Annotated in this window: 23 protein-coding genes; 14 read left to right on the top strand and 9 right to left on the bottom strand. The window is 34.8% G+C overall.

The features are described 5' to 3' along the window. Window position 1: 1 nt before the first annotated feature. Genes R1T42_RS00730 through R1T42_RS00720 form a run of 3 tightly spaced genes read left to right on the top strand, consistent with a single transcriptional unit; the run spans window position 2 to window position 2,616 of the window. Window positions 2-1,435 (top strand): TlpA family protein disulfide reductase, encoded by a 1,434-nt coding sequence (locus R1T42_RS00730; protein ID WP_317290908.1) that lies wholly within the window; start codon window positions 2-4, stop codon window positions 1,433-1,435. Beyond that, on the top strand, window positions 1,422-1,940 hold the full coding sequence (locus R1T42_RS00725; RefSeq protein ID WP_036581711.1) for a DUF6452 family protein: 519 nt from the start codon (window positions 1,422-1,424) through the stop codon (window positions 1,938-1,940). The genes R1T42_RS00730 and R1T42_RS00725 overlap by 14 nt, the downstream gene beginning before the upstream one ends. Continuing rightward, window positions 1,924-2,616: a DUF6048 family protein gene (locus R1T42_RS00720; RefSeq protein WP_317290907.1), complete on the top strand. Its 693-nt coding sequence runs from the start codon at window positions 1,924-1,926 to the stop codon at window positions 2,614-2,616. The genes R1T42_RS00725 and R1T42_RS00720 overlap by 17 nt, the downstream gene beginning before the upstream one ends. A gap of 79 nt (window positions 2,617-2,695) precedes the next feature. Here the strand turns inward: R1T42_RS00720 and R1T42_RS00715 are convergent, their stop codons facing one another. From R1T42_RS00715 to ruvX, 3 genes are read right to left on the bottom strand one after another with little or no spacing between them, the layout of a single operon-like run. Beyond that, on the bottom strand, window positions 2,696-3,097 hold the full coding sequence (locus tag R1T42_RS00715; RefSeq protein WP_036581717.1) for a DUF5606 family protein: 402 nt from the start codon (window positions 3,095-3,097) through the stop codon (window positions 2,696-2,698). Between the two features lie 55 nt (window positions 3,098-3,152). Continuing rightward, a complete protein-coding gene (gene def / locus R1T42_RS00710) occupies window positions 3,153-3,743 on the bottom strand; it encodes a peptide deformylase (protein WP_036581721.1) in 591 nt (196 codons plus the stop codon). Window positions 3,744-3,775: 32 nt separating this feature from the next. Next, window positions 3,776-4,195: a Holliday junction resolvase RuvX gene (gene ruvX, locus R1T42_RS00705; RefSeq protein ID WP_036581722.1), complete on the bottom strand. Its 420-nt coding sequence runs from the start codon at window positions 4,193-4,195 to the stop codon at window positions 3,776-3,778. Window positions 4,196-4,299: 104 nt separating this feature from the next. On the opposite strand from ruvX, the gene R1T42_RS00700 reads away from it, so the two are divergent. Next, window positions 4,300-5,115 carry a 2,3,4,5-tetrahydropyridine-2,6-dicarboxylate N-succinyltransferase gene (locus tag R1T42_RS00700; RefSeq protein WP_036581723.1) on the top strand — a complete coding sequence of 272 codons (816 nt, stop codon included), beginning with the start codon at window positions 4,300-4,302 and terminating at the stop codon, window positions 5,113-5,115. Next, window positions 5,115-6,179, top strand: coding sequence for a glycosyltransferase family 9 protein (locus tag R1T42_RS00695; RefSeq protein WP_317290906.1), 1,065 nt, complete (start codon window positions 5,115-5,117; stop codon window positions 6,177-6,179). The genes R1T42_RS00700 and R1T42_RS00695 overlap by 1 nt, the downstream gene beginning before the upstream one ends. Before the next feature lie 14 nt (window positions 6,180-6,193). On the opposite strand, the gene R1T42_RS00690 is transcribed toward R1T42_RS00695, so the two are convergent. Then, window positions 6,194-7,021 carry a glycosyltransferase family 2 protein gene (locus R1T42_RS00690; protein WP_036582118.1) on the bottom strand — a complete coding sequence of 276 codons (828 nt, stop codon included), beginning with the start codon at window positions 7,019-7,021 and terminating at the stop codon, window positions 6,194-6,196. A gap of 105 nt (window positions 7,022-7,126) precedes the next feature. Here R1T42_RS00690 and R1T42_RS00685 point away from each other — a divergent pair, with 105 nt between their 5' ends. Next, window positions 7,127-7,891 carry a glycosyltransferase family 2 protein gene (locus R1T42_RS00685; protein WP_317290905.1) on the top strand — a complete coding sequence of 255 codons (765 nt, stop codon included), beginning with the start codon at window positions 7,127-7,129 and terminating at the stop codon, window positions 7,889-7,891. Here R1T42_RS00685 and R1T42_RS00680 read toward each other — a convergent pair. Both R1T42_RS00680 and R1T42_RS00675 read right to left on the bottom strand, forming a co-directional pair. Further along, complete coding sequence (locus tag R1T42_RS00680; RefSeq protein ID WP_317290904.1) at window positions 7,845-8,714, bottom strand: glycosyl transferase; 870 nt, start codon at window positions 8,712-8,714, stop codon at window positions 7,845-7,847. The genes R1T42_RS00685 and R1T42_RS00680 overlap by 47 nt on opposite strands. 2 nt (window positions 8,715-8,716) lie before the next feature. Then, window positions 8,717-9,481, bottom strand: coding sequence for a lipopolysaccharide kinase InaA family protein (locus R1T42_RS00675; RefSeq protein WP_317290903.1), 765 nt, complete (start codon window positions 9,479-9,481; stop codon window positions 8,717-8,719). Window positions 9,482-9,592: 111 nt separating this feature from the next. Here R1T42_RS00675 and R1T42_RS00670 point away from each other — a divergent pair, with 111 nt between their 5' ends. The 8 genes from R1T42_RS00670 to R1T42_RS00635 all read left to right on the top strand — a co-directional run bounded on the left by R1T42_RS00670 (window position 9,593) and on the right by R1T42_RS00635 (window position 15,910). Then, window positions 9,593-10,480, top strand: coding sequence for a glycosyltransferase family protein (locus R1T42_RS00670; RefSeq protein ID WP_317290902.1), 888 nt, complete (start codon window positions 9,593-9,595; stop codon window positions 10,478-10,480). Window positions 10,481-10,494: 14 nt separating this feature from the next. Beyond that, the gene (locus tag R1T42_RS00665; protein ID WP_081908537.1) at window positions 10,495-11,145 is read left to right on the top strand and encodes an L-threonylcarbamoyladenylate synthase; all 651 of its coding nucleotides are present in this window, start codon (window positions 10,495-10,497) and stop codon (window positions 11,143-11,145) included. 4 nt (window positions 11,146-11,149) lie between these two features. Beyond that, the gene (locus R1T42_RS00660) at window positions 11,150-12,583 is read left to right on the top strand and encodes a CCA tRNA nucleotidyltransferase (RefSeq protein WP_394805715.1); all 1,434 of its coding nucleotides are present in this window, start codon (window positions 11,150-11,152) and stop codon (window positions 12,581-12,583) included. A gap of 46 nt (window positions 12,584-12,629) precedes the next feature. Then, a complete protein-coding gene (locus tag R1T42_RS00655; protein WP_317290901.1) occupies window positions 12,630-13,073 on the top strand; it encodes a hypothetical protein in 444 nt (147 codons plus the stop codon). Continuing rightward, window positions 13,074-14,315: a peptidase T gene (gene pepT, locus R1T42_RS00650; RefSeq protein WP_317290900.1), complete on the top strand. Its 1,242-nt coding sequence runs from the start codon at window positions 13,074-13,076 to the stop codon at window positions 14,313-14,315. 64 nt (window positions 14,316-14,379) lie between these two features. After that, a complete protein-coding gene (locus R1T42_RS00645) occupies window positions 14,380-14,979 on the top strand; it encodes a hypothetical protein (RefSeq protein WP_317290899.1) in 600 nt (199 codons plus the stop codon). A 71-nt stretch (window positions 14,980-15,050) separates the two neighbouring features. Then, window positions 15,051-15,419, top strand: a complete 369-nt coding sequence (locus R1T42_RS00640; RefSeq protein ID WP_317290898.1) for a DUF1801 domain-containing protein — start codon at window positions 15,051-15,053, stop codon at window positions 15,417-15,419. Further along, window positions 15,419-15,910, top strand: a complete 492-nt coding sequence (locus R1T42_RS00635; protein ID WP_317290897.1) for an SRPBCC family protein — start codon at window positions 15,419-15,421, stop codon at window positions 15,908-15,910. Before R1T42_RS00640 ends, R1T42_RS00635 begins: the two co-directional genes overlap by 1 nt. A 109-nt stretch (window positions 15,911-16,019) precedes the next feature. Here the strand turns inward: R1T42_RS00635 and yajC are convergent, their stop codons facing one another. From yajC to R1T42_RS00620, 3 genes are read right to left on the bottom strand one after another with little or no spacing between them, the layout of a single operon-like run. Further along, on the bottom strand, window positions 16,020-16,316 hold the full coding sequence (gene yajC / locus R1T42_RS00630; protein WP_317290896.1) for a preprotein translocase subunit YajC: 297 nt from the start codon (window positions 16,314-16,316) through the stop codon (window positions 16,020-16,022). Window positions 16,317-16,319: 3 nt separating this feature from the next. Then, window positions 16,320-16,790 carry a DUF1573 domain-containing protein gene (locus R1T42_RS00625; RefSeq protein WP_036581755.1) on the bottom strand — a complete coding sequence of 157 codons (471 nt, stop codon included), beginning with the start codon at window positions 16,788-16,790 and terminating at the stop codon, window positions 16,320-16,322. A gap of 55 nt (window positions 16,791-16,845) precedes the next feature. After that, window positions 16,846-17,784: a transcription antitermination protein NusB gene (locus R1T42_RS00620; protein WP_317290895.1), complete on the bottom strand. Its 939-nt coding sequence runs from the start codon at window positions 17,782-17,784 to the stop codon at window positions 16,846-16,848. Window positions 17,785-17,872 lie beyond the last annotated feature (88 nt).

The following is a 17,872-nucleotide window of genomic DNA, read 5'->3' as shown; positions in this document are numbered from 1 at the left end:
TATGAAAAAATCACTCTTTATCGTTCTAATTATTGCAAGCTTTATAGCCTGTGGTGATAAACAAGATAACGAATCGATACGTAAAGAAGCTCAAATATCAGGTAAAATCACTGCTGTTGACTCAATAGATATTCCAGAAAAATTGGTTACCTATCTATACAATGAAACCAAAGCAGATTATGACCAGATAGAAATTGAAGTAGGGAAGGATGGTGCTTTTACATCTACACTACCGGTAGACAGATCTATGAGTATATCTATATATGGTGATTATGGCGTTCAATTACTGATTAGCCCTGGTGATTCTATTCATATTGCTACAGATGCGAGATTTGAAAAGGTAACGTATGATGGGAAAGGTGGCGATGTCAACACAGCACTTACTGCCTATAAAGACAACAATCCAACAGAGAAATTATTAGAATCTGAAGAAGTCTTATCTCCACAAGATTATGCTTTATTACTAGACAGTATATCTATTGAAGTTCAATCTTATAATAAGGATTTTCTAGCTAATCATGACCAGCAAGTTTTACAAGATTATGTAATGTCTGAAGAGGCATTTTTAATACCTGCAAAAAAACTTGCCTATGCTCTTTATAGTCCACAAGGAGCTGTTGCGTTAAACGATAGTACATTCACAAATAGCTTTAATAATTTACCAGAGTACAAAAAAGAATATGACCTCAACACCAATAACCCTGCGATGATTGCAAATTATCTAGGTTATGTATGGGAAGTAGATGCTTTAGAAAATACAACTGAGTCGAGAGAAAAAGCTTTTATGAACCGTTTAATGTCGTTAGAAAACAATGACTATTTAAAAAAGAAAATATTACAAAGTAAGGTAATGAATAAGTTAGAAGACAACAATGTTTCTTTTTATGAAAACCATAAAGATGAAGTTGACCTTGTTTTTAATAATACTCCTATTCTAGCAACAGTGTCACAGAAATATGACGAAGTAAAAAAATTACTTAATAACCCAGAATTACCTGTAGATACAGAGCTTTTAACTTTTAAATCTGAAGATGCTACTCAATTCATAGATGAAATTATCACGAATGCTAATGGTAAAGTGATCTATATTGATAATTGGGCAACATGGTGTGGACCATGTAAAAGTGAGTTTAAAAATGCCTCACCAGCATTGCATGAGAAATTTAAGGATGATGTTGAATTTGTGTATTTATGTCACCAAAGTAAGGAAGCTGGTTATGTACCTTCTATTTCAAAATTCAAAATCGCTGGAAAGCATTACTTTTTAACTGAAGATCAATCAAGACCTATCTTCAAACAAATAAATTTAGAAGGTTTTCCTACTTACACAATTATAAATAAAAACGGAGACATCGTTTTATCTGACTACATTCACAGACCTAGTTATGCTAAAACTACCGAGATTCTTACAGGCTTAATTAATGAAGAAATATAACTACACTTTATTACTAAGTATTATCCTTTTAATGACTGGTTTATCTAGTTGTGAAAAAGATGATTTATGCGACCCTTCATTAAGCGTAACACCACGTTTAATTATTAAATTCACTGATATAGGTAATCCAGAAGAATCTAAAGAGGTAGAACAATTACAAATAAGAGAGATAGGTTTTACAGAATTTGCTCCTTTAGACAGTGAAGGTTCAACCTTACTCACCGCCGTTGACTCTATTGCAATACCATTAAGAACAGATAGCAATAACACTAGCTATGAATTTTTCTTAGATGATGATGACGGCACTAATATAGATAGCATAGACTTTAATTATAATCTTGATGAAATTTACATTAATAGAGCATGTGGTTTTAAAATTGTTTATAATGAACTAGGCGCATTCAGATTACCAGAACCTACTGGTGATGAATGGATTATAAACATTCAAGTAGTTACTCCTGAAGTTACATCAAATAACGACATACACATTGAGATACGTCACTAACATATTAATATTACTTGTAGGTTTAGTAGCGTTTTCACAAACGCAAGAGAAAACTGCAGTTGACAGCGTTCAGTATAAACGCACCTATGGTTTGCGGTTAGGAATAGATGCAGCCAGTTTAATACGCACTGGTATTGATCCAGAATATAATGGGTTTCAAATCTTAGGAGATTACAGAATAAAAAATAAGTTATACATCGCTGGGGAATTAGGTAATGAAAATATAGATCGTAATTCTGACAGAATAGATTTTAAAACCAGCGGTTCATATTTTAAAGCAGGTATTGATTACAACCTATATCAAAACTGGCTAGACATGGATAACATGATTTATTTTGGTGCACGACTAGGTGCCGCAAATTTTTCACAGAATTTATTGAGGTATGACTATGCTCAAGACAATAGTTATTTCCCTGTTTTCACTAATGTTGTAGACAGAGAGTTTAAAGGTCTTACCGCAGTATGGTTAGAATTACAACTAGGTATTAAGGTTGAAGTACTACCTAATTTATATATGGTGGCAAACGTGCAGTTAAAGAGAATGATTACAGAAAAAACTCCTGATAATTTTGACAACTTGTATGTACCAGGCTTTGGTAAAACTTATGACACTAGTGAAATAGGTGTAGGTTATACTTATGGTCTGATGTACCGTATTCCATTTTTTAAGAAATAAAAGCATTAAACTATCACTTATAAAAAAAGCCTTTCAATTCAGAAAGGCTTTTTTTATCTTCTTATATCATAATCTAACTCTATTCTTCTTCTTGACTAAGAGAATTTAATAAATCATTAGATTGAAGTAAGTTATACCATTGCACTACCTTTTTAATATCACTAGCATATACTCGATCCTCGTCATAGTTAGGTAACACCTCACTAAAATAAGACTGTAGTTCTTTCTTACTTACTTTGTGATTGATTGAAGGACCTTGATTTTCTTTTTCAGCAATCTTTTGAAACACTTCCTTAAGCGGTACTTCAGTCTCATAAGTATAAATAGAGATATCTTTAAGTACACTCACGTTATGGTTGATTCCTATTATAGCTGTTTTCTTATCGATTAAAGATTCGACTACAAAACCATTACGGGTTTTAGTCTTTAATTGATATAAACCTGGCTTACCTGTTACTGATAAAATGTTTTCTAAACTCATATTCTTCTTTTTCTGAGGACGGCAAATATATTAAACCTCATCTTTAAAATGGTGATTATTTTCTTCCTTTCACTTCTGGAAAACGCATGCGATAATCGATACTTACTTTTCCTTTAGAAATATTAGCAAGCTTCCCTTTTATTAATCGCTTTTTTAGGGAAGATATTTTATCAGTAAATAGAATTCCTTCAATATGATCATACTCATGTTGAATAACACGAGCCATTAAACCCGTATAAGTCTCGGTTACTTCATTAAAATTTTCATCACTGTATCTAATAGTCACTTCTTCTGGTCTAAAAACATCTTCTCTTACATTAGGTATACTTAGACAACCTTCATTAAAAGCCCATTCTTCTCCATTCTCTTCTACGATATGCGCATTTATAAAAGCCTTCTTAAAAGAACCTAACTGTTTCTGCTCTTCAGGTGATAAATCTGGATCATCTCCAAAAGGTGATGTATCTACCAAAAAAATACGAATAGGCATACCTACCTGTGGTGCCGCCAGCCCTACTCCACTCGCTCCATACATGGTTTCCCACATGTTTTCTAGAACTTTATCTAGATTAGGATAATCAGGCGTGATATCCTTTGCTACTTTTCTTAATACTGGATCGCCATAAGCGACTATAGGATAAATCATGTGTTCTGAATGATTAATTTTAATAATTCTATTTAAAAAGGACTTTTCTTGTCCATAAATGTTTGCAATATAATAGTCGCGGCTATTTCATCTACTAGCGCCTTATTCCTACGCTTGGATTTACTCAATCCACTATCAATCATAGTCTGAAAAGCCATCTTTGAAGTAAATCGCTCATCGACTCTTTCGATAGTTATGTGAGGATATTTTTCTTGTAACGCTTTCGCGAAAGCGTGAATAACACTACCCAACTCACTATCTGTATAGTCCATCTGTTTAGGCTCACCAATGACAATGGTTTCTACATCTTCAGACTTTAAATACTTTTCTATAAAAACCGACAATTCATGCGTCGCAACAGTAGTCAGTCCAGACGCAATAATTTGCATAGGATCTGTTACCGCGATACCGGTTCGTTTTTTACCATAATCTATAGCCAGTATTCTACTCATAAGAACTGCAAAAATAAGGTTATTTGTGAACTAGTTGCTAAAATCGAGCCAAGGCATGAAAACCTATAAATGTTTCCATTTATATTTGTAAAAAATCAAAAGCTTTGGATCAATTACAAAACGTTATAGAAGCAGCATGGGATGATCGTTCCCAGCTAGAGAATGCAGTAACTCAAACTGCTATTAGAGAGGTTGTAGAAATGTTAGATCGCGGTACTTTGCGAGTGGCACAACCTAGTGAAGATGGTTGGGTCGTAAATGAATGGGTTAAAAAAGCAGTAGTTCTTTATTTCCCTATACAGAAAATGGAGACTATTGAATGTGGTCCATTAGAATTTCACGATAAAATTCCACTTAAAACTGGATATGCAGATAAAGGAATACGTGTTGTACCACATGCCGTTGCTAGACATGGTGCTTATATTTCAAAAGGTGTCATAATGATGCCTAGTTATATCAACATAGGTGCCTATGTAGATGAAGGCACCATGGTTGACACTTGGGCTACCGTAGGTAGTTGTGCTCAAATTGGAAAAAATGTACACTTAAGTGGTGGTGTAGGTATAGGTGGTGTTCTTGAACCATTACAAGCCGCACCAGTAATTATAGAAGATGGCGCTTTTATAGGATCTAGATGCATCGTTGTAGAAGGAGTACATGTAGAAAAAGAAGCCGTGTTAGGTGCAAATGTTGTACTTACAATGAGTACAAAGATTATAGATGTTACCGGTGATGAGCCAGTTGAGATGAAAGGACGTGTACCTGAAAGATCAGTAGTGATTCCTGGCAGTTATTCAAAAGAGTTTCCTTCTGGAACTTATAATGTACCATGTGCATTAATCATAGGTAAACGCAAAGAAAGTACTAATAAAAAGACTTCTTTGAACGACGCGTTGCGTGAGTATAATGTAGCAGTTTAGTGAATATACTGCTCATTCAATATAAAATGATAGGTGATGTACTGACCAGTACTATCATCGCAGAGCAGTTAAAAATCATCTATCCAGACGCTCAAATTCATTATCTGATTTCTAAAACAGCACTTGCTGTTGTAGAAGGTAACACAGCTATTGATAAATTTATTTGTGTAGACAATAAAGAGTTTGATAGCTGGAGAGGTGTGTTCACGCTTGCGCGAAAGCTCAAAAAAAACAACTATTCTATTTCCATAGATGCCTATGGAAAAAATAACAGCGCATTACTATCTAGAATAGTGGGCGCTGTTCAAAGAATAGGATATAAAAAGTGGTTTGCACCATGGGCTTACACAACCGCTATAAAAAATAGTCCTGATCCTGAAATTTATAAAACAGGATTATCATTAGGTAGTCGCTTGCTTTTAACCGCATCATTGACTCAAAACGTACAATGGGATTTATTACCTAAAATTCATCTTTCTGAATCCGAAAAGCAGGAAGGTAAGAATTGGTTGATAGAAAACGGGCTTGATTTGAACTCACCTATTACAATGGTGAGTGCTTTAGGGTCTAGTATGAACAAGACTCTACCTTTGATTTATATGGCACAAGTTGTTGACCTAACGGTTCAAGAAACTGGTAGTCAGGTACTTTTTAATTACCTGCCTTCGCAAAAAGATCAAGCTTTTGAAATATACAATGCTTGTCTATCTGAAACACAAAAACATATTTTTATAAACGCGATTACTCCTAGTTTACGTGACTATCTAAAAGTTCTTCACCACTGTACTACTGTAATAGGCAATGAAGGTGGCGCTATAAATATGGGTAAGGCACTGGATATACCTAGCTTTGCTATTTTCAGCCCATGGATCAATAAACGTTCTTGGAACGCTGGTGAAGATGGAAAGAAACACATTTCTGTTCACCTTAAAGACTTTAAGCCAGAACTTTATGGCACAAAAAAAGCGAGTGCTTTTAAAAAACAAGCGCAAGAACTATATCAACATTTTAAGCCTGAGTTAATGTTTGAAAATTTGAAAAAGTTCGTGGATGGGAATTATTAAAATTACCGTCTCAATTAAGATTTTTTCACAATTCCATAAGGCGTGTAGTCCTTCTTTTCAGTGCGAGTAGCTTTTCTTATGGCTAGATTTTTATCTATTGATTCTTGGTTTTTATAACCACGCGCATGGTCTAAATGTAGACATATAGCACTATATCTAATCTGTTTAGACTTAATACCATAATTGAATAAGCGTTCTCCTAATTCTCTATCCTGTCCGCCATATTGCATACGCTCGTCAAAACCATTTACAGCTTTTAAATCGGTTAACCAGCCACTAGAGTTGTGACCATTCCAACTAGCATTAGTAGGTGTTAAACGTTCCATAACTCCTGCCTGAACAAATCCTGAAGTAAGCTTTTGGTTTTTATAAGAAGATGGCAACCCATTTTCTTTCAACCATTTTAAATCAAAACACTTTTGCGTTGCTATATCTTCCTTAGTAATGGATTGAGATAAATCAAGAGGTAATTTATAGTAACCACCAGATAGAAAATATCCTGGCGAACGGCGCTCGTAATGAATCTGTAAAAAGTCTTCTCTAGCAATACAGTCTCCGTCAGTCATGACTACATATGGAGAAGTACAAGCCATCAATGCTTTGTTAAGAATCTCACTTTTTTGAAAACCATTATCCTCATGCCAGACATGAATGATAGGTTTTGAAGAAATGGTTCTATAATGATCTATAAAATCTTTAGTTTCTTGACCACTTCCATCATCTGCAATTACGATTTCAAATTCCCTAAAGATTTGATGCTCATAACTCCACAAGGTTTTTTCTAACCACTCTACTGAGTTATATGTACTAATGACAACAGATATAGACGGATTTTCTATCATAAAAAAGAATAATACTGTAAATTTCGACAAATTTAGTGATTCATAAGCGGTTATATGAATTACAAGTTTATTTTTGCTCAGTAAACCCCAGAACCTACCTGCCATATGTCCAAAGTTTCATTATCTGCTATAGTACCTGCATACAATGAGGCACACAATATTGTTGAAGTTTTAAAGAGTGTTGATTTTTGTGATGAAGTTATCTTAGTAGACAGTAATAGTACTGACAATACTATAGAACTAGCACAACCACATATAACAAAACTATTAACTAGAGAGTACGTACATAGTGCTTCTCAAAAAAACTGGGCAATCCCGCAAGCAAAACATGAATGGATTCTATTAGTAGATGCAGATGAGCGAGTAACGCCTGCATTAAGAGAAGAAATCCTCACACTACTAGAAACTATAGATGATCGTGAAGAAGTAGGTTACTGGATGAAGCGTCGCAACTTCTTCATGGGAAAGCAAATACGCCATAGTGGATGGAAAAATGATCGCGTTATACGTCTCTTTAAAAAATCTAAATGTAAATATGTTGATAAACATGTACATTCAGAAATTGAGGCCGATGGTAAAGTAGGTTGGTTAGAAAACAAACTATTACACTACAAGTATATAAGCATCGATCATCATGTCGATAAGTTACAACGATACGCAGGTTTACAAGCTCGTGATTTTGATAAAAAAGTAGGGAAAATAACAGCCTTTCACGTCGTTATTAAGCCCATGTGGGGTTTTACAAAACATTACTTTGTACAACTAGGGTTTTTAGACGGTTTTGTAGGGTTCTCTATCGCTTACTTGAGAAGCTATGGAATATTTATGCGTTATGTAAAGTTATGGCTTTATCGTCGCGGTCTGGATTAATAATATCTAATAACTCTTTGCCATAATGATTCTCTATCTGTTCCCATTGAACACGTTTTTGATCTAAATTATTATTAGTCTTCTTTAATGCTACTTTTTGCGTTCCCCAAATAGGAATAGGCTCTGGAGCAGGAATTATCGATGCTACTGATTTTTTGTGGTTAAGAATAGTCATTGTTTTAAACCATAAATCATCACTACGCGGCGATATTTTTGTAAATAAATCAATATTTGTTGCGTCTTTATTTAAAATACCTGGTGGATATAATACTAGAAATGCACCTACTGGCATTAACAACAATTCATTCCTTAAAGGTTTTCTAGTAAAAGGCCATTTCAGGTATGGTAGTGCCTCACCATTCTCATAAGTAATCTCACGGCAGTTATGAGCTACAACATGACCTTGTTGTTTTAAATGTGATTGATATAAATTCCCTAAAGTCTCACTAGGATATATTAAATCATCATCTGAAGTGACTAATATTTTATCCGGAAAGGCATCCAAACTATGAATCAATTTACGATGAGAAAACAGATAAGGAGAGAATCTAATTTCAAATACATCACCTACTAGTTTACTTAAATTTTTAGGGACTCGATTTTTAAAGTCATCATTAAGCCACAACACAATTTTCTCAGGTTGTGCATCTTGTAAAATTAAACTACTTATTGTTAAATGTAATGTACTTATTCTACTCGGGATAGTTGTCAGAGTTACTATCACAGGTATTTGGTCTGACTCTCTTTTTCTAAGATCCTTAAGACTTTTAAACTTCATCTTTAAAGATGATATTAAAGAATTAGGTATTTCGTTTAATTTCATAATTACTTTTTTCCTTTAATTAAAGATTTAAACTTTTTCTTCAAACGCTTCTTCCGATGAAAAGCTTCTTGAAATTCCTGTGTGTACTTCCACATTTGAGCAATGGTTTCCTCAGGACGCTTTCGCGAAAGCGTAGCATATTCCTTTCCCATTACTTCATACATCCATTTATGAGGTGATAGTCTTTCAAAATTTTTAAGACGGTCATCCCACGGAATCTCATAAAACTTCATGCGGTTCAAATCGACCAAAGCAAATTCATAATGATCACCTACCTTAGTGATTAAGGTGTTTCCTGGTGAATTATCTAAAAAATAAACACCGGACTCGTGCATATGATAAATAAATCTAGTGAACTCTTTTAAAATTTGTTCTTTGTCTTCTATCGAGTCGTCATTAATAAGCTCTCGATAGGTAAAATCGCAATTTAATTGCTTTGAAATATAGAAACTAGTACCAAAATTAAACAAGGATTTTTGTTCTAGATAAGCGATAGGATCTGGTGTACCTATTCCTTTTTCCATAAGGATTGTAGCATACTCAAAAGAACGTTGTGCTTTTGATTTTCTGAAAAATCTATATACTATTTTATTAATAGCATTAGGCTTTCTGAATCTCTTAAAATTAAGAGATTCACCATCTACATCAATAACTTTTACCACATTACGTCCATCGTGTAATGACCTTCCTATCTGGTCAAAACGAGTAATCGCTCCTTCTATTGAAGGTTTTAAATATTGATATGAATCTTGATAAACGCTTTTCATGTGTCAAAACTACGAGAAGTTGATAAATACACATCCTTTGTTTTCATTTATCTTTACATCTATACCTACATAAAATAGTAAATCCCGATTTTTGTACCCTAAGAGACCTCGATGATTCAGAAAATAAAATCAAGTTATTATAAAAAGGCAACGTTTAAAAAGATTCTAGGTATGGATCAAAAAAATGATGGCGTTATCAACATACATCGTTATGACGTGTCCAACGTAGGTGATCTTTATTGCGCACCACATCAATACTTTAAAGAACTAGAAGGTAAATACTCTGATATTTTTTTATATAAACGCACTGATCAAAAAGACAGAAATCAGCTAGTAAACGACATCGTTGATAATTCTTTAATTATAGGCGGTGGTGGTTTATTAAACAGAGGAAGTTTTACTAATCAAATGAAATTTTATGAAAAACTAGCCCAGCAAGGAAAAAAAACAGTCTTATGGGGTATAGGTCATAATGAGAAAAAATCCAGTCTTTATGGCAAGATCAATTCATATGATGTGGATGTAACCAAATTTGGAATGGCCGGAACAAGAGATTATAAAAGGCCAGGAGAATGGTTACCATGCGTGAGTTGTTTACATGAACTATTTGATAATTCATACAAAACGACACAAGAAATAGGTGTTATTTTCCATAAAAAAACGATTCAGCAACCTAGTATAACTTCAAAATTTAAAGAATACCCTAGCACCTCTAATACTGTTGACCTAGAAGGATTAATAAATTTTATAGGAAGAAGTGAACACATTATAACAGATAGTTATCATGCTATGTATTGGTCCATGTTATTAGGAAAAAAAGTAGCCGTTATTCCTAATTCTTCTAAGTTTTACGATTTTAAATACGATCCTGTATTTACGGATTTTGACAACGCTCTTAAACAAGTTAAGAATGCCACGATAAAGGACGGATTGTTAGAGGAATGTCGTGAGCTTAATCGTAATTTTGCCAAAAGAGCTTTTGAATACCTAGAAGTCTAATAATACAGTAGATTATGCCACGACGCAGTGAACGCGATAGAAACAGAAGAGATCAAGTAAGAGGACGTACTCCAAGCAAGAAAAAGCAAGAAGTTGTAGACTTACCTATGGAAGATGTAAGAGAAGCAGTTACTGCTTTAAAGAAAGGTAAAATTATTCTTTATCCTACAGACACGATTTATGGTATAGGCTGTGATGCCACTAACTATGATGCTGTAGAAGAACTTTATAAAATTAAAGAAAGAGATCCAGCAAAATCACTAATTATCTTAGTAGATAGTTTTGACATGCTAGACCGTTATATTGAAGAAGTGCCAGAGATGGCATGGCAAGTTTTAAAATTAAATAAAAAGCCACTTACTATAATCTATGACAGGCCTAAAGCTGTTGCAGAGAATCTAATCGCCACAGATAATACACTAGCCATAAGAGTGACTAACGATCCAGTATGTCGTGCATTGATCAGAGGATTAAGAAAGCCTATCGTTTCAACTAGCGCAAACTTAAGTGGAGAAAAAACTCCCGTAGGATTTATAGATATAAGTGAAGAATTGAAAAGTAGAATAGATCATATCTTAGATTTACCACTTGCCAAAACTAATGTCCCACCATCATCCATCATTAAAATATCAAATGATGGAACAATGAAAATATTGAGAAAGTAACATCATGGAGCAACTGCAATTTAAAGATGCAATCTCACATCCAGTATTCAAAACCATTAGTGAAGCTGCAGCAGCAATAGGAGTTGACGCATATGTTATAGGTGGATTTGTAAGAGACTATTTTCTCAAACGTGGTGCAAAACAAGATATCGATATCGTCGCAGTAGGCAGCGGTATTGAACTTGCTCAAAAAGTAGCAGAATTGTTACCGCAAAGCACTAAGGTATCTGTTTTTAAAACCTACGGTACCGCCATGGTAAAAACCGATGATTTTGAACTTGAATTTGTAGGTGCTCGCAAAGAAAGTTACACTAGAGACAGCCGCAATCCCATCGTTGAGGATGGTACTCTAGAAGATGATCAAAACCGTAGAGACTTTACCATTAACGCCATGGCTTTCTCATTAAACCCAGAAAACTACGGACTTTTAGTAGACCCATTTAATGGAATGGCAGATCTTGAAAAAAAGATTATTAAAACCCCATTAGCACCGGACGTTACTTATAGTGATGACCCATTACGCATGATGCGAGCCATTAGATTTGCTGCTCAATTAAACTTTAGGATTAACGATGATTCATTTCACAGTATAAAGAATAATGCAAGTCGCATTAAAATCATCACAAATGAACGTATTATCACAGAATTAAATAAAATCATGATGTGTAATGAGCCATCTCATGGATTTATTTTATTAGAGAAAACAGGTTTGCTATCTTATTTCTTGCCAGAGCTTACTGCACTAAAAGGCATAGAAGAAGTAGAAGGTCAGAAACATAAAGACAACTTTTATCATACCCTAGAAGTAGTCGATAACATCTCTCGCAATACAGACAATTTATGGTTGCGATGGGCTGCTTTATTACATGATATAGGTAAGGCGCCGACAAAGAAATTTAGTAAAAAAGTAGGCTGGACCTTCCATGGTCACGAATTTAAAGGAGCAAAGATGGTCTATCATCTTTTCAAACGTTTAAAGATGCCACTTAATGATAAAATGAAATTTGTGCAATTAATGGTGCGCATGTCCTCTAGACCTATAGCAGTCATTGATGAAAGTGCTACAGATAGTGCTGTACGCAGACTAGTCCATGATGCTGGCGATCACATTGAAGACTTAATGACATTATGTGAGGCAGACATCACTACAAAAAATCCATATCGCTTTAAAAAGTACCATAACAACTTCCAAAAAGTGAGAGATAAAATTATAGAAGTTGAAGAACGTGATCATGTACGTAATTTTCAGCCACCAGTTAGTGGAGAGGAAATCATGAAAGCTTTTAACTTACAACCATGTCGAGAGATAGGTATGATCAAAAGCGCGATTAAAAACTCCATCCTCGATGGCGATATCCCTAATGAACATGATGCAGCCTATGCTTTTATGATTGAAAAAGGTATAAAACTAGGCCTTACACAAGTAGAAGAACTTTAAGAGTATCGCTTTCGCGAAAGCGGAACACAATTGCTATCTTTAACCTATGAAAAGGAATGTTTTATATATTATTCTATTGTATTTGATAAGTTGGAACGCTAACTCACAAATAGACAACGACAGCAACCTAGAACAATTCAATTTATATGTATTGCCACAAGCACAGATTGAGGTCAAACTAAGTTTTGATAGTAGAATACTGCGCAACGATCCTAGAGCATTCTCTGTAACACCAGGTCGAGAAGGAATAGATATGATGGCTATTTATAGAGAAAAACAAGATTTAGAAGAGAAAGAATACATACCTTTTGTAGTTGCTCATTTTGAACGTAAAAGACAGCAACAGCAGGAACAACAACAAAGTACTTTATCTAGACCATCGAGTCTTACCGCTCAAAATCCGTACTATAGTAATTCAAACTACACGCTTCAACAACTGCGACGACAGAGTTACTTTAATCAATTATACAGACCTATTTACAGATATTAAATGATCAATAAACAAGAAATTACAGACAGATTTATCAGCTACATCACTATTGATACAGAATCTGACCCTAACAGCGAGACTACACCTAGTACCGAAAAGCAATGGGATCTAGCACGTAAGCTTCATCAAGAACTAACTGACATGGGAATGAGTGATGTGAGTATTGATGAGAATGCATATGTCATGGCTACACTGCCATCTAATGTTGATCATGATGTTCCGGTTATAGGTTTCATATCACATTTTGACAGCACGCCAGACTTTACAGGAAAAAATATCAAACCTCAAATCATCCATGATTATGATGGTGGAGATATACCGCTTAAAGGCAGTGACCTTATTTTAACACCAGACTATTTTGAATCTTTAACTCAATATAAAGGGCAAACGATAATAACCACAGACGGTACTACCCTACTCGCAGCAGATGATAAAGCAGGTATCACAGAAATCATGACTGCAATGAAGATAATGATTGATAATCCGTCTATAAAACACGGTACTATTAAAGTAGGCTTTACACCTGATGAAGAAATAGGACGTGGCGCACATAAATTTGATGTAGAAAAATTTGGAGCAGATTGGGCATATACAATGGACGGTAGTCAGATAGGTGAGCTAGAATATGAAAACTTTAATGCTGCTGGAGCCGTGGTAACATTCCATGGTAAAATTGTACATCCAGGATATGCAAAAGGTAAGATGATTAACTCAATGTACATCGCCCAAGAGTTTATCGAGTCACTTCCTAGAATGGAAACTCCAGAACATACTGAGGACTATCAAGGCTTTTTTCATTTACACAACATGAAAGGTGCAGTGGAAAAAACAGAACTACAATATATTATTAGAGATCATGACCGTGGCCATTTTGAAGCCCGTAAAGAAGTAATGATGAAACTTGTTACTGATTTAAATGCACAATATGATCGTGAGGCTGTAACCATTGAAATTAAAGATCAGTATTTTAACATGCGTGAAAAAGTTGAGCCAGTAATGCATATTGTTGATGTGGCAGAGAAAGCTATGCGTGAACTAGGTATCGAACCACTTATCAAACCAATTCGCGGCGGAACAGACGGCTCTCAATTAAGTTATATGGGATTGCCATGTCCTAATATATTTGCAGGTGGCCATAACTTTCATGGACCTTATGAGTACGTGCCAGTTGAAAGCATGATGAAAGCTACAGAAGTTATTGTGAAAATAGCAGAGTTAATCGCTATGGACGCTAACGGTTAACTTTAAATTAGATATCGACGCAACGTTTTCTCAATAATTACATCTAGTCACTACAAACTAAACTATGAAAAAAATAATTTTAACAGCGATTGCACTTTGTACATTAAGCATTGCTATGGGGCAACAAGAAGAACTAACAGATTCACAAGAACGTATGGAAAGTTTCAATTCTGTTAAAAAACATGAAGTCAGTCTTGATGTTGTCGCAGCTATAGGTGGTTTAGGCATCAACCCAAGATATGAGTATGTTTTAGGAAGGTATTCTGGTGTTGGAGTTGATCTTAATATCGGGATTTTTGATAACGATGATAATTTTGAATACATAGAAACATTTAGTTTAACGCCGTATTATAGACAATACTTTTTTTCAAAAGAAGATTATGGTGCTAAAGGCTTTTATGGAGAAGGATTTGTAAAAGTTTTCACCTTTGATGACGGTTATTATGAAAATGATATTTTTGGTTCTGGAAGCTACAGGACTGAGTCTTATACCGAGGCTGCCATCGGTGTTGGTATAGGATGGAAATGGGTAAGCGACAGTGGTTTTTTAATAGATGTAGGTTTTGGAGTTGGTCGTAATTTAGGCATTGCGAGTGACCCACAAGATTATGAACTACCAGCCGTTACTGGTCGTGGTGGAGTCAACTTCGGGTGGAGATTCTAATTAGAAATTTATACTTAAAACGAGCCTAGCGGCTCGTTTTTTTTATCCCACAACCCTTAATATCAGTTAACATGGCAAATCCTAAGGCAAAGAATACACAAGAATACATCTCCTTTTTTCCAAAATGGAAATCTCATTTCAATACTATTTACAATGTGTTACAAAACACAGAACTTGAAGAGTCCATAAAATGGGGAGCACCATGTTATACCTTAAAAGGTAAAAACTTAATAGGCATGGTAGGTTTTAAAAATCATTGTGCCGTATGGTTTCACAAAGGTGCTCTTTTAAAAGACAATAAAAATGCATTGATAAATGCGCAACCTGGCAAAACCCAATTATTAAGACAATTACGCTATTGTGAATCTGACATGGTAGATATTGAATTACTTAAAGAATATATTATAGAGGCTATCGCGATAGAAAAAAATAATACATAATGCCAGAGTTACATTTAAAGACTTATATAAAAGCACCTATTGAAATAGTTTTTGATCTAGCTAGAAGCATCGATTTACACATGCTATCACTAGAACACACTAATGAAAAAGCGGTAGCAGGCAGAACTACTGGCCTAGTTGAGAAAAACGAGACCGTAACCTGGCAAGCTAAACATCTAGGAACAACGCAAAAACTTACTAGTCATATCACTGACGTAGAACCTCATCATTTTTTTGCAGATGAAATGATCAGTGGAGCTTTTAAAAGTTTCAGACACGAGCATCATTTCGAACAATTGGAAAATGGTGACACTTTTATGCGTGATGTATTTTCATACACTTCACCATTGTGGTTTTTAGGTAAAATTGCAGATAAATTTTTCTTAGAAAACTATATGACTAAATTATTAGAGCAGCGTAATTTGACACTCAAACAGGTCGCCGAAGATGGTAGATGGAAAGAGTTGCCCGGTATGGACAAACACTTATAACTAGCAAAGCTTTCTTTTAAGTCTTCAATACAACCTATAACCAGCGACAATTTTAAATATAAAAAGCCCTTGATTTCTCAAGGGCTTTTTATTTACGAAGTAAAACTTCTTAATTTTCTTTAGCTGCTGCAGTTAGCTTTTTAGATAACTCAGTAGAAATCGCTGATCTCTCAAAAGTTATTTTTCCTGCTCCGGTTTCAACTTGAACAGTGTCTTTATCTGCATTGATCTGGCTTATTTTTCCGTGTATCCCACTGGACATAATAACCTTATCACCTATTTTAAGAGTCTCTGCAAACTCTTTTTCTTCTTTTCTGCGTCGGGCCTGTGGTCTTAAGATGAGGAAATAAAAAATCACCACCATAAGTGCAATAGGTCCCCATTGCATGATCAAATCTTGATTCATCAATTATGCGTTAGGAGCAGCAGGCTTAGCCTTAGGAGTAACAAATCCTTTGATACGAATAGACTCAGTACCAGATTCAGTGTTTGCCTTAATTGTAACCGTTTTAGTCTGGTTATTAGGTTTTCCGTTAGTGTTAAATTTAACTAACATAGATCCTTCTTCACCTGGAGCGATAGGCTCTTTAGACCAAGTAGGAACAGTACATCCACAGCTACCTTTTGCGTTAACAACGATAAGTGGTGCGCTACCTGTATTTTTAAATTTATATTCATGCTCTACAACAGTACCTTCATCAACAGTACCAAAATCATACTCTACCTGCTCAAATGTCATTGCAGGAAAATCTCCAGCAACTGACTCACGCTCTGCAGCGGCAGTTAAGTTTGCTTCATCAATCGTTGCAGCAGCTTTCTCATTACAACCTGTAATTGCCATTGTAGCTATAGCAGCTACCATTAAAACCAATTTTTTCATAATATAATTTTTAAATTCTTTTTTAGAGTATTGCAAATGTAACTAAAAGAACGATTTACATCAAGCCACGACCTGATTTATTAAGAACACCTTCTGTTTCATATTCTTTAGACAGGTTATCTAAGATACCGTTTATAAAGAAGCTACTTTTAGGAGTAGAATAATCCTTAGATATTTCTAAATATTCATTAAGACTTACTTTAACTGGTATGCTATTGAATTTAAGGAACTCACATTGCGCCATCATGATTAATACCAGATCGATTTGTGCAATACGATCTTGTTCCCAATTAGGTGTTTTTCCTTCAATACGTTCTAGAAACTCTTCTCTATTAAACAAAGTTTTTCTAAAAAGGTCCATCGTGAACTTTACGTCATCCTCATCTTTAATAAGCTCTGGTAATTTAATTTCCTTTCCAGGTTTTATCTTGCGCAAGAACATTATCATAGCAGAGTTTACTAATGGATAATCGTCTGTCCATGTGATATTCTCATCTTCTAAAAAGTCAAGAATTTCATCGTTAGGAGCAATTATATCTGTATATATTTGAGTTAAGAATTTAAGATCTGCTTTAAGCGACTGATCTGGTTCACTCATATAGATGACATATGTTTTACTCGTTGTAATCTGGTTATACAGATTTTCTACATATCTAACATTAAGATGCCATGGTTTAAGATCACGCTGTTTAAGAGCATCAACTAGAGCCTGACTTTCTCGCAGTTTCGTTAGTATTTTATTATCTATAAAATTACGGGTTGGATTAAGATCAGAATCTGTTGCCAGATGACGTTGCTGTCCTTTAATTACTTTATCCTCTGCTAATTTGTGTATTTCTACAAGTAATTGAGTCATGTACAAAAACAAAGAATAGGTCTTTGTCATGCTTTGATTTAAGAAAGTTTCAAATTCTTTAATCTCTGCATTCTCCTGCTTCTGAAAAGCAAAAATGGCTTGCATCACTTTGATACGTAGTTGTCGACGGGTAAGCATAAGAACGTTTTTTAAGTATACGCTTTCGCGGAAGCGTTATTTAAATATTAATAAGGCCCAACGGACCATAATTGAAAGGACAAAGTTA

The sequence above is a fragment of the Nonlabens ulvanivorans genome (assembly GCF_032922765.1).
Classification (GTDB): Bacteria; Bacteroidota; Bacteroidia; order Flavobacteriales; family Flavobacteriaceae; genus Nonlabens; species Nonlabens ulvanivorans.
Note: the sequence above shows the minus strand (reverse complement) of the source record. Positions and strands in the feature narration are given on the sequence as shown.

Excerpts from the sequence above, each read along its gene's own strand:
- R1T42_RS00730 (WP_317290908.1), top strand. The coding sequence starts at position 2 with ATGAAAAAATCACTCTTTATCGTTCTAATTATTGCAAGCTTTATAGCC.
- R1T42_RS00725 (WP_036581711.1), top strand. The coding sequence starts at position 1,422 with ATGAAGAAATATAACTACACTTTATTACTAAGTATTATCCTTTTAATG.
- R1T42_RS00715 (WP_036581717.1), bottom strand. The coding sequence starts at position 3,097 with ATGAGTTTAGAAAACATTTTATCAGTAACAGGTAAGCCAGGTTTATAT.
- def (WP_036581721.1), bottom strand. The coding sequence starts at position 3,743 with ATGATTTATCCTATAGTCGCTTATGGCGATCCAGTATTAAGAAAAGTA.
- ruvX (WP_036581722.1), bottom strand. The coding sequence starts at position 4,195 with ATGAGTAGAATACTGGCTATAGATTATGGTAAAAAACGAACCGGTATC.
- R1T42_RS00690 (WP_036582118.1), bottom strand. The coding sequence starts at position 7,021 with ATGATAGAAAATCCGTCTATATCTGTTGTCATTAGTACATATAACTCA.
- R1T42_RS00685 (WP_317290905.1), top strand. The coding sequence starts at position 7,127 with ATGTCCAAAGTTTCATTATCTGCTATAGTACCTGCATACAATGAGGCA.
- R1T42_RS00680 (WP_317290904.1), bottom strand. The coding sequence starts at position 8,714 with ATGAAATTAAACGAAATACCTAATTCTTTAATATCATCTTTAAAGATG.
- R1T42_RS00675 (WP_317290903.1), bottom strand. The coding sequence starts at position 9,481 with ATGAAAAGCGTTTATCAAGATTCATATCAATATTTAAAACCTTCAATA.
- R1T42_RS00670 (WP_317290902.1), top strand. The coding sequence starts at position 9,593 with ATGATTCAGAAAATAAAATCAAGTTATTATAAAAAGGCAACGTTTAAA.
- R1T42_RS00665 (WP_081908537.1), top strand. The coding sequence starts at position 10,495 with ATGCCACGACGCAGTGAACGCGATAGAAACAGAAGAGATCAAGTAAGA.
- R1T42_RS00660 (WP_394805715.1), top strand. The coding sequence starts at position 11,150 with ATGGAGCAACTGCAATTTAAAGATGCAATCTCACATCCAGTATTCAAA.
- R1T42_RS00655 (WP_317290901.1), top strand. The coding sequence starts at position 12,630 with ATGAAAAGGAATGTTTTATATATTATTCTATTGTATTTGATAAGTTGG.
- pepT (WP_317290900.1), top strand. The coding sequence starts at position 13,074 with ATGATCAATAAACAAGAAATTACAGACAGATTTATCAGCTACATCACT.
- R1T42_RS00645 (WP_317290899.1), top strand. The coding sequence starts at position 14,380 with ATGAAAAAAATAATTTTAACAGCGATTGCACTTTGTACATTAAGCATT.
- R1T42_RS00640 (WP_317290898.1), top strand. The coding sequence starts at position 15,051 with ATGGCAAATCCTAAGGCAAAGAATACACAAGAATACATCTCCTTTTTT.
- R1T42_RS00635 (WP_317290897.1), top strand. The coding sequence starts at position 15,419 with ATGCCAGAGTTACATTTAAAGACTTATATAAAAGCACCTATTGAAATA.
- yajC (WP_317290896.1), bottom strand. The coding sequence starts at position 16,316 with ATGAATCAAGATTTGATCATGCAATGGGGACCTATTGCACTTATGGTG.
- R1T42_RS00625 (WP_036581755.1), bottom strand. The coding sequence starts at position 16,790 with ATGAAAAAATTGGTTTTAATGGTAGCTGCTATAGCTACAATGGCAATT.
- R1T42_RS00620 (WP_317290895.1), bottom strand. The coding sequence starts at position 17,784 with ATGCTTACCCGTCGACAACTACGTATCAAAGTGATGCAAGCCATTTTT.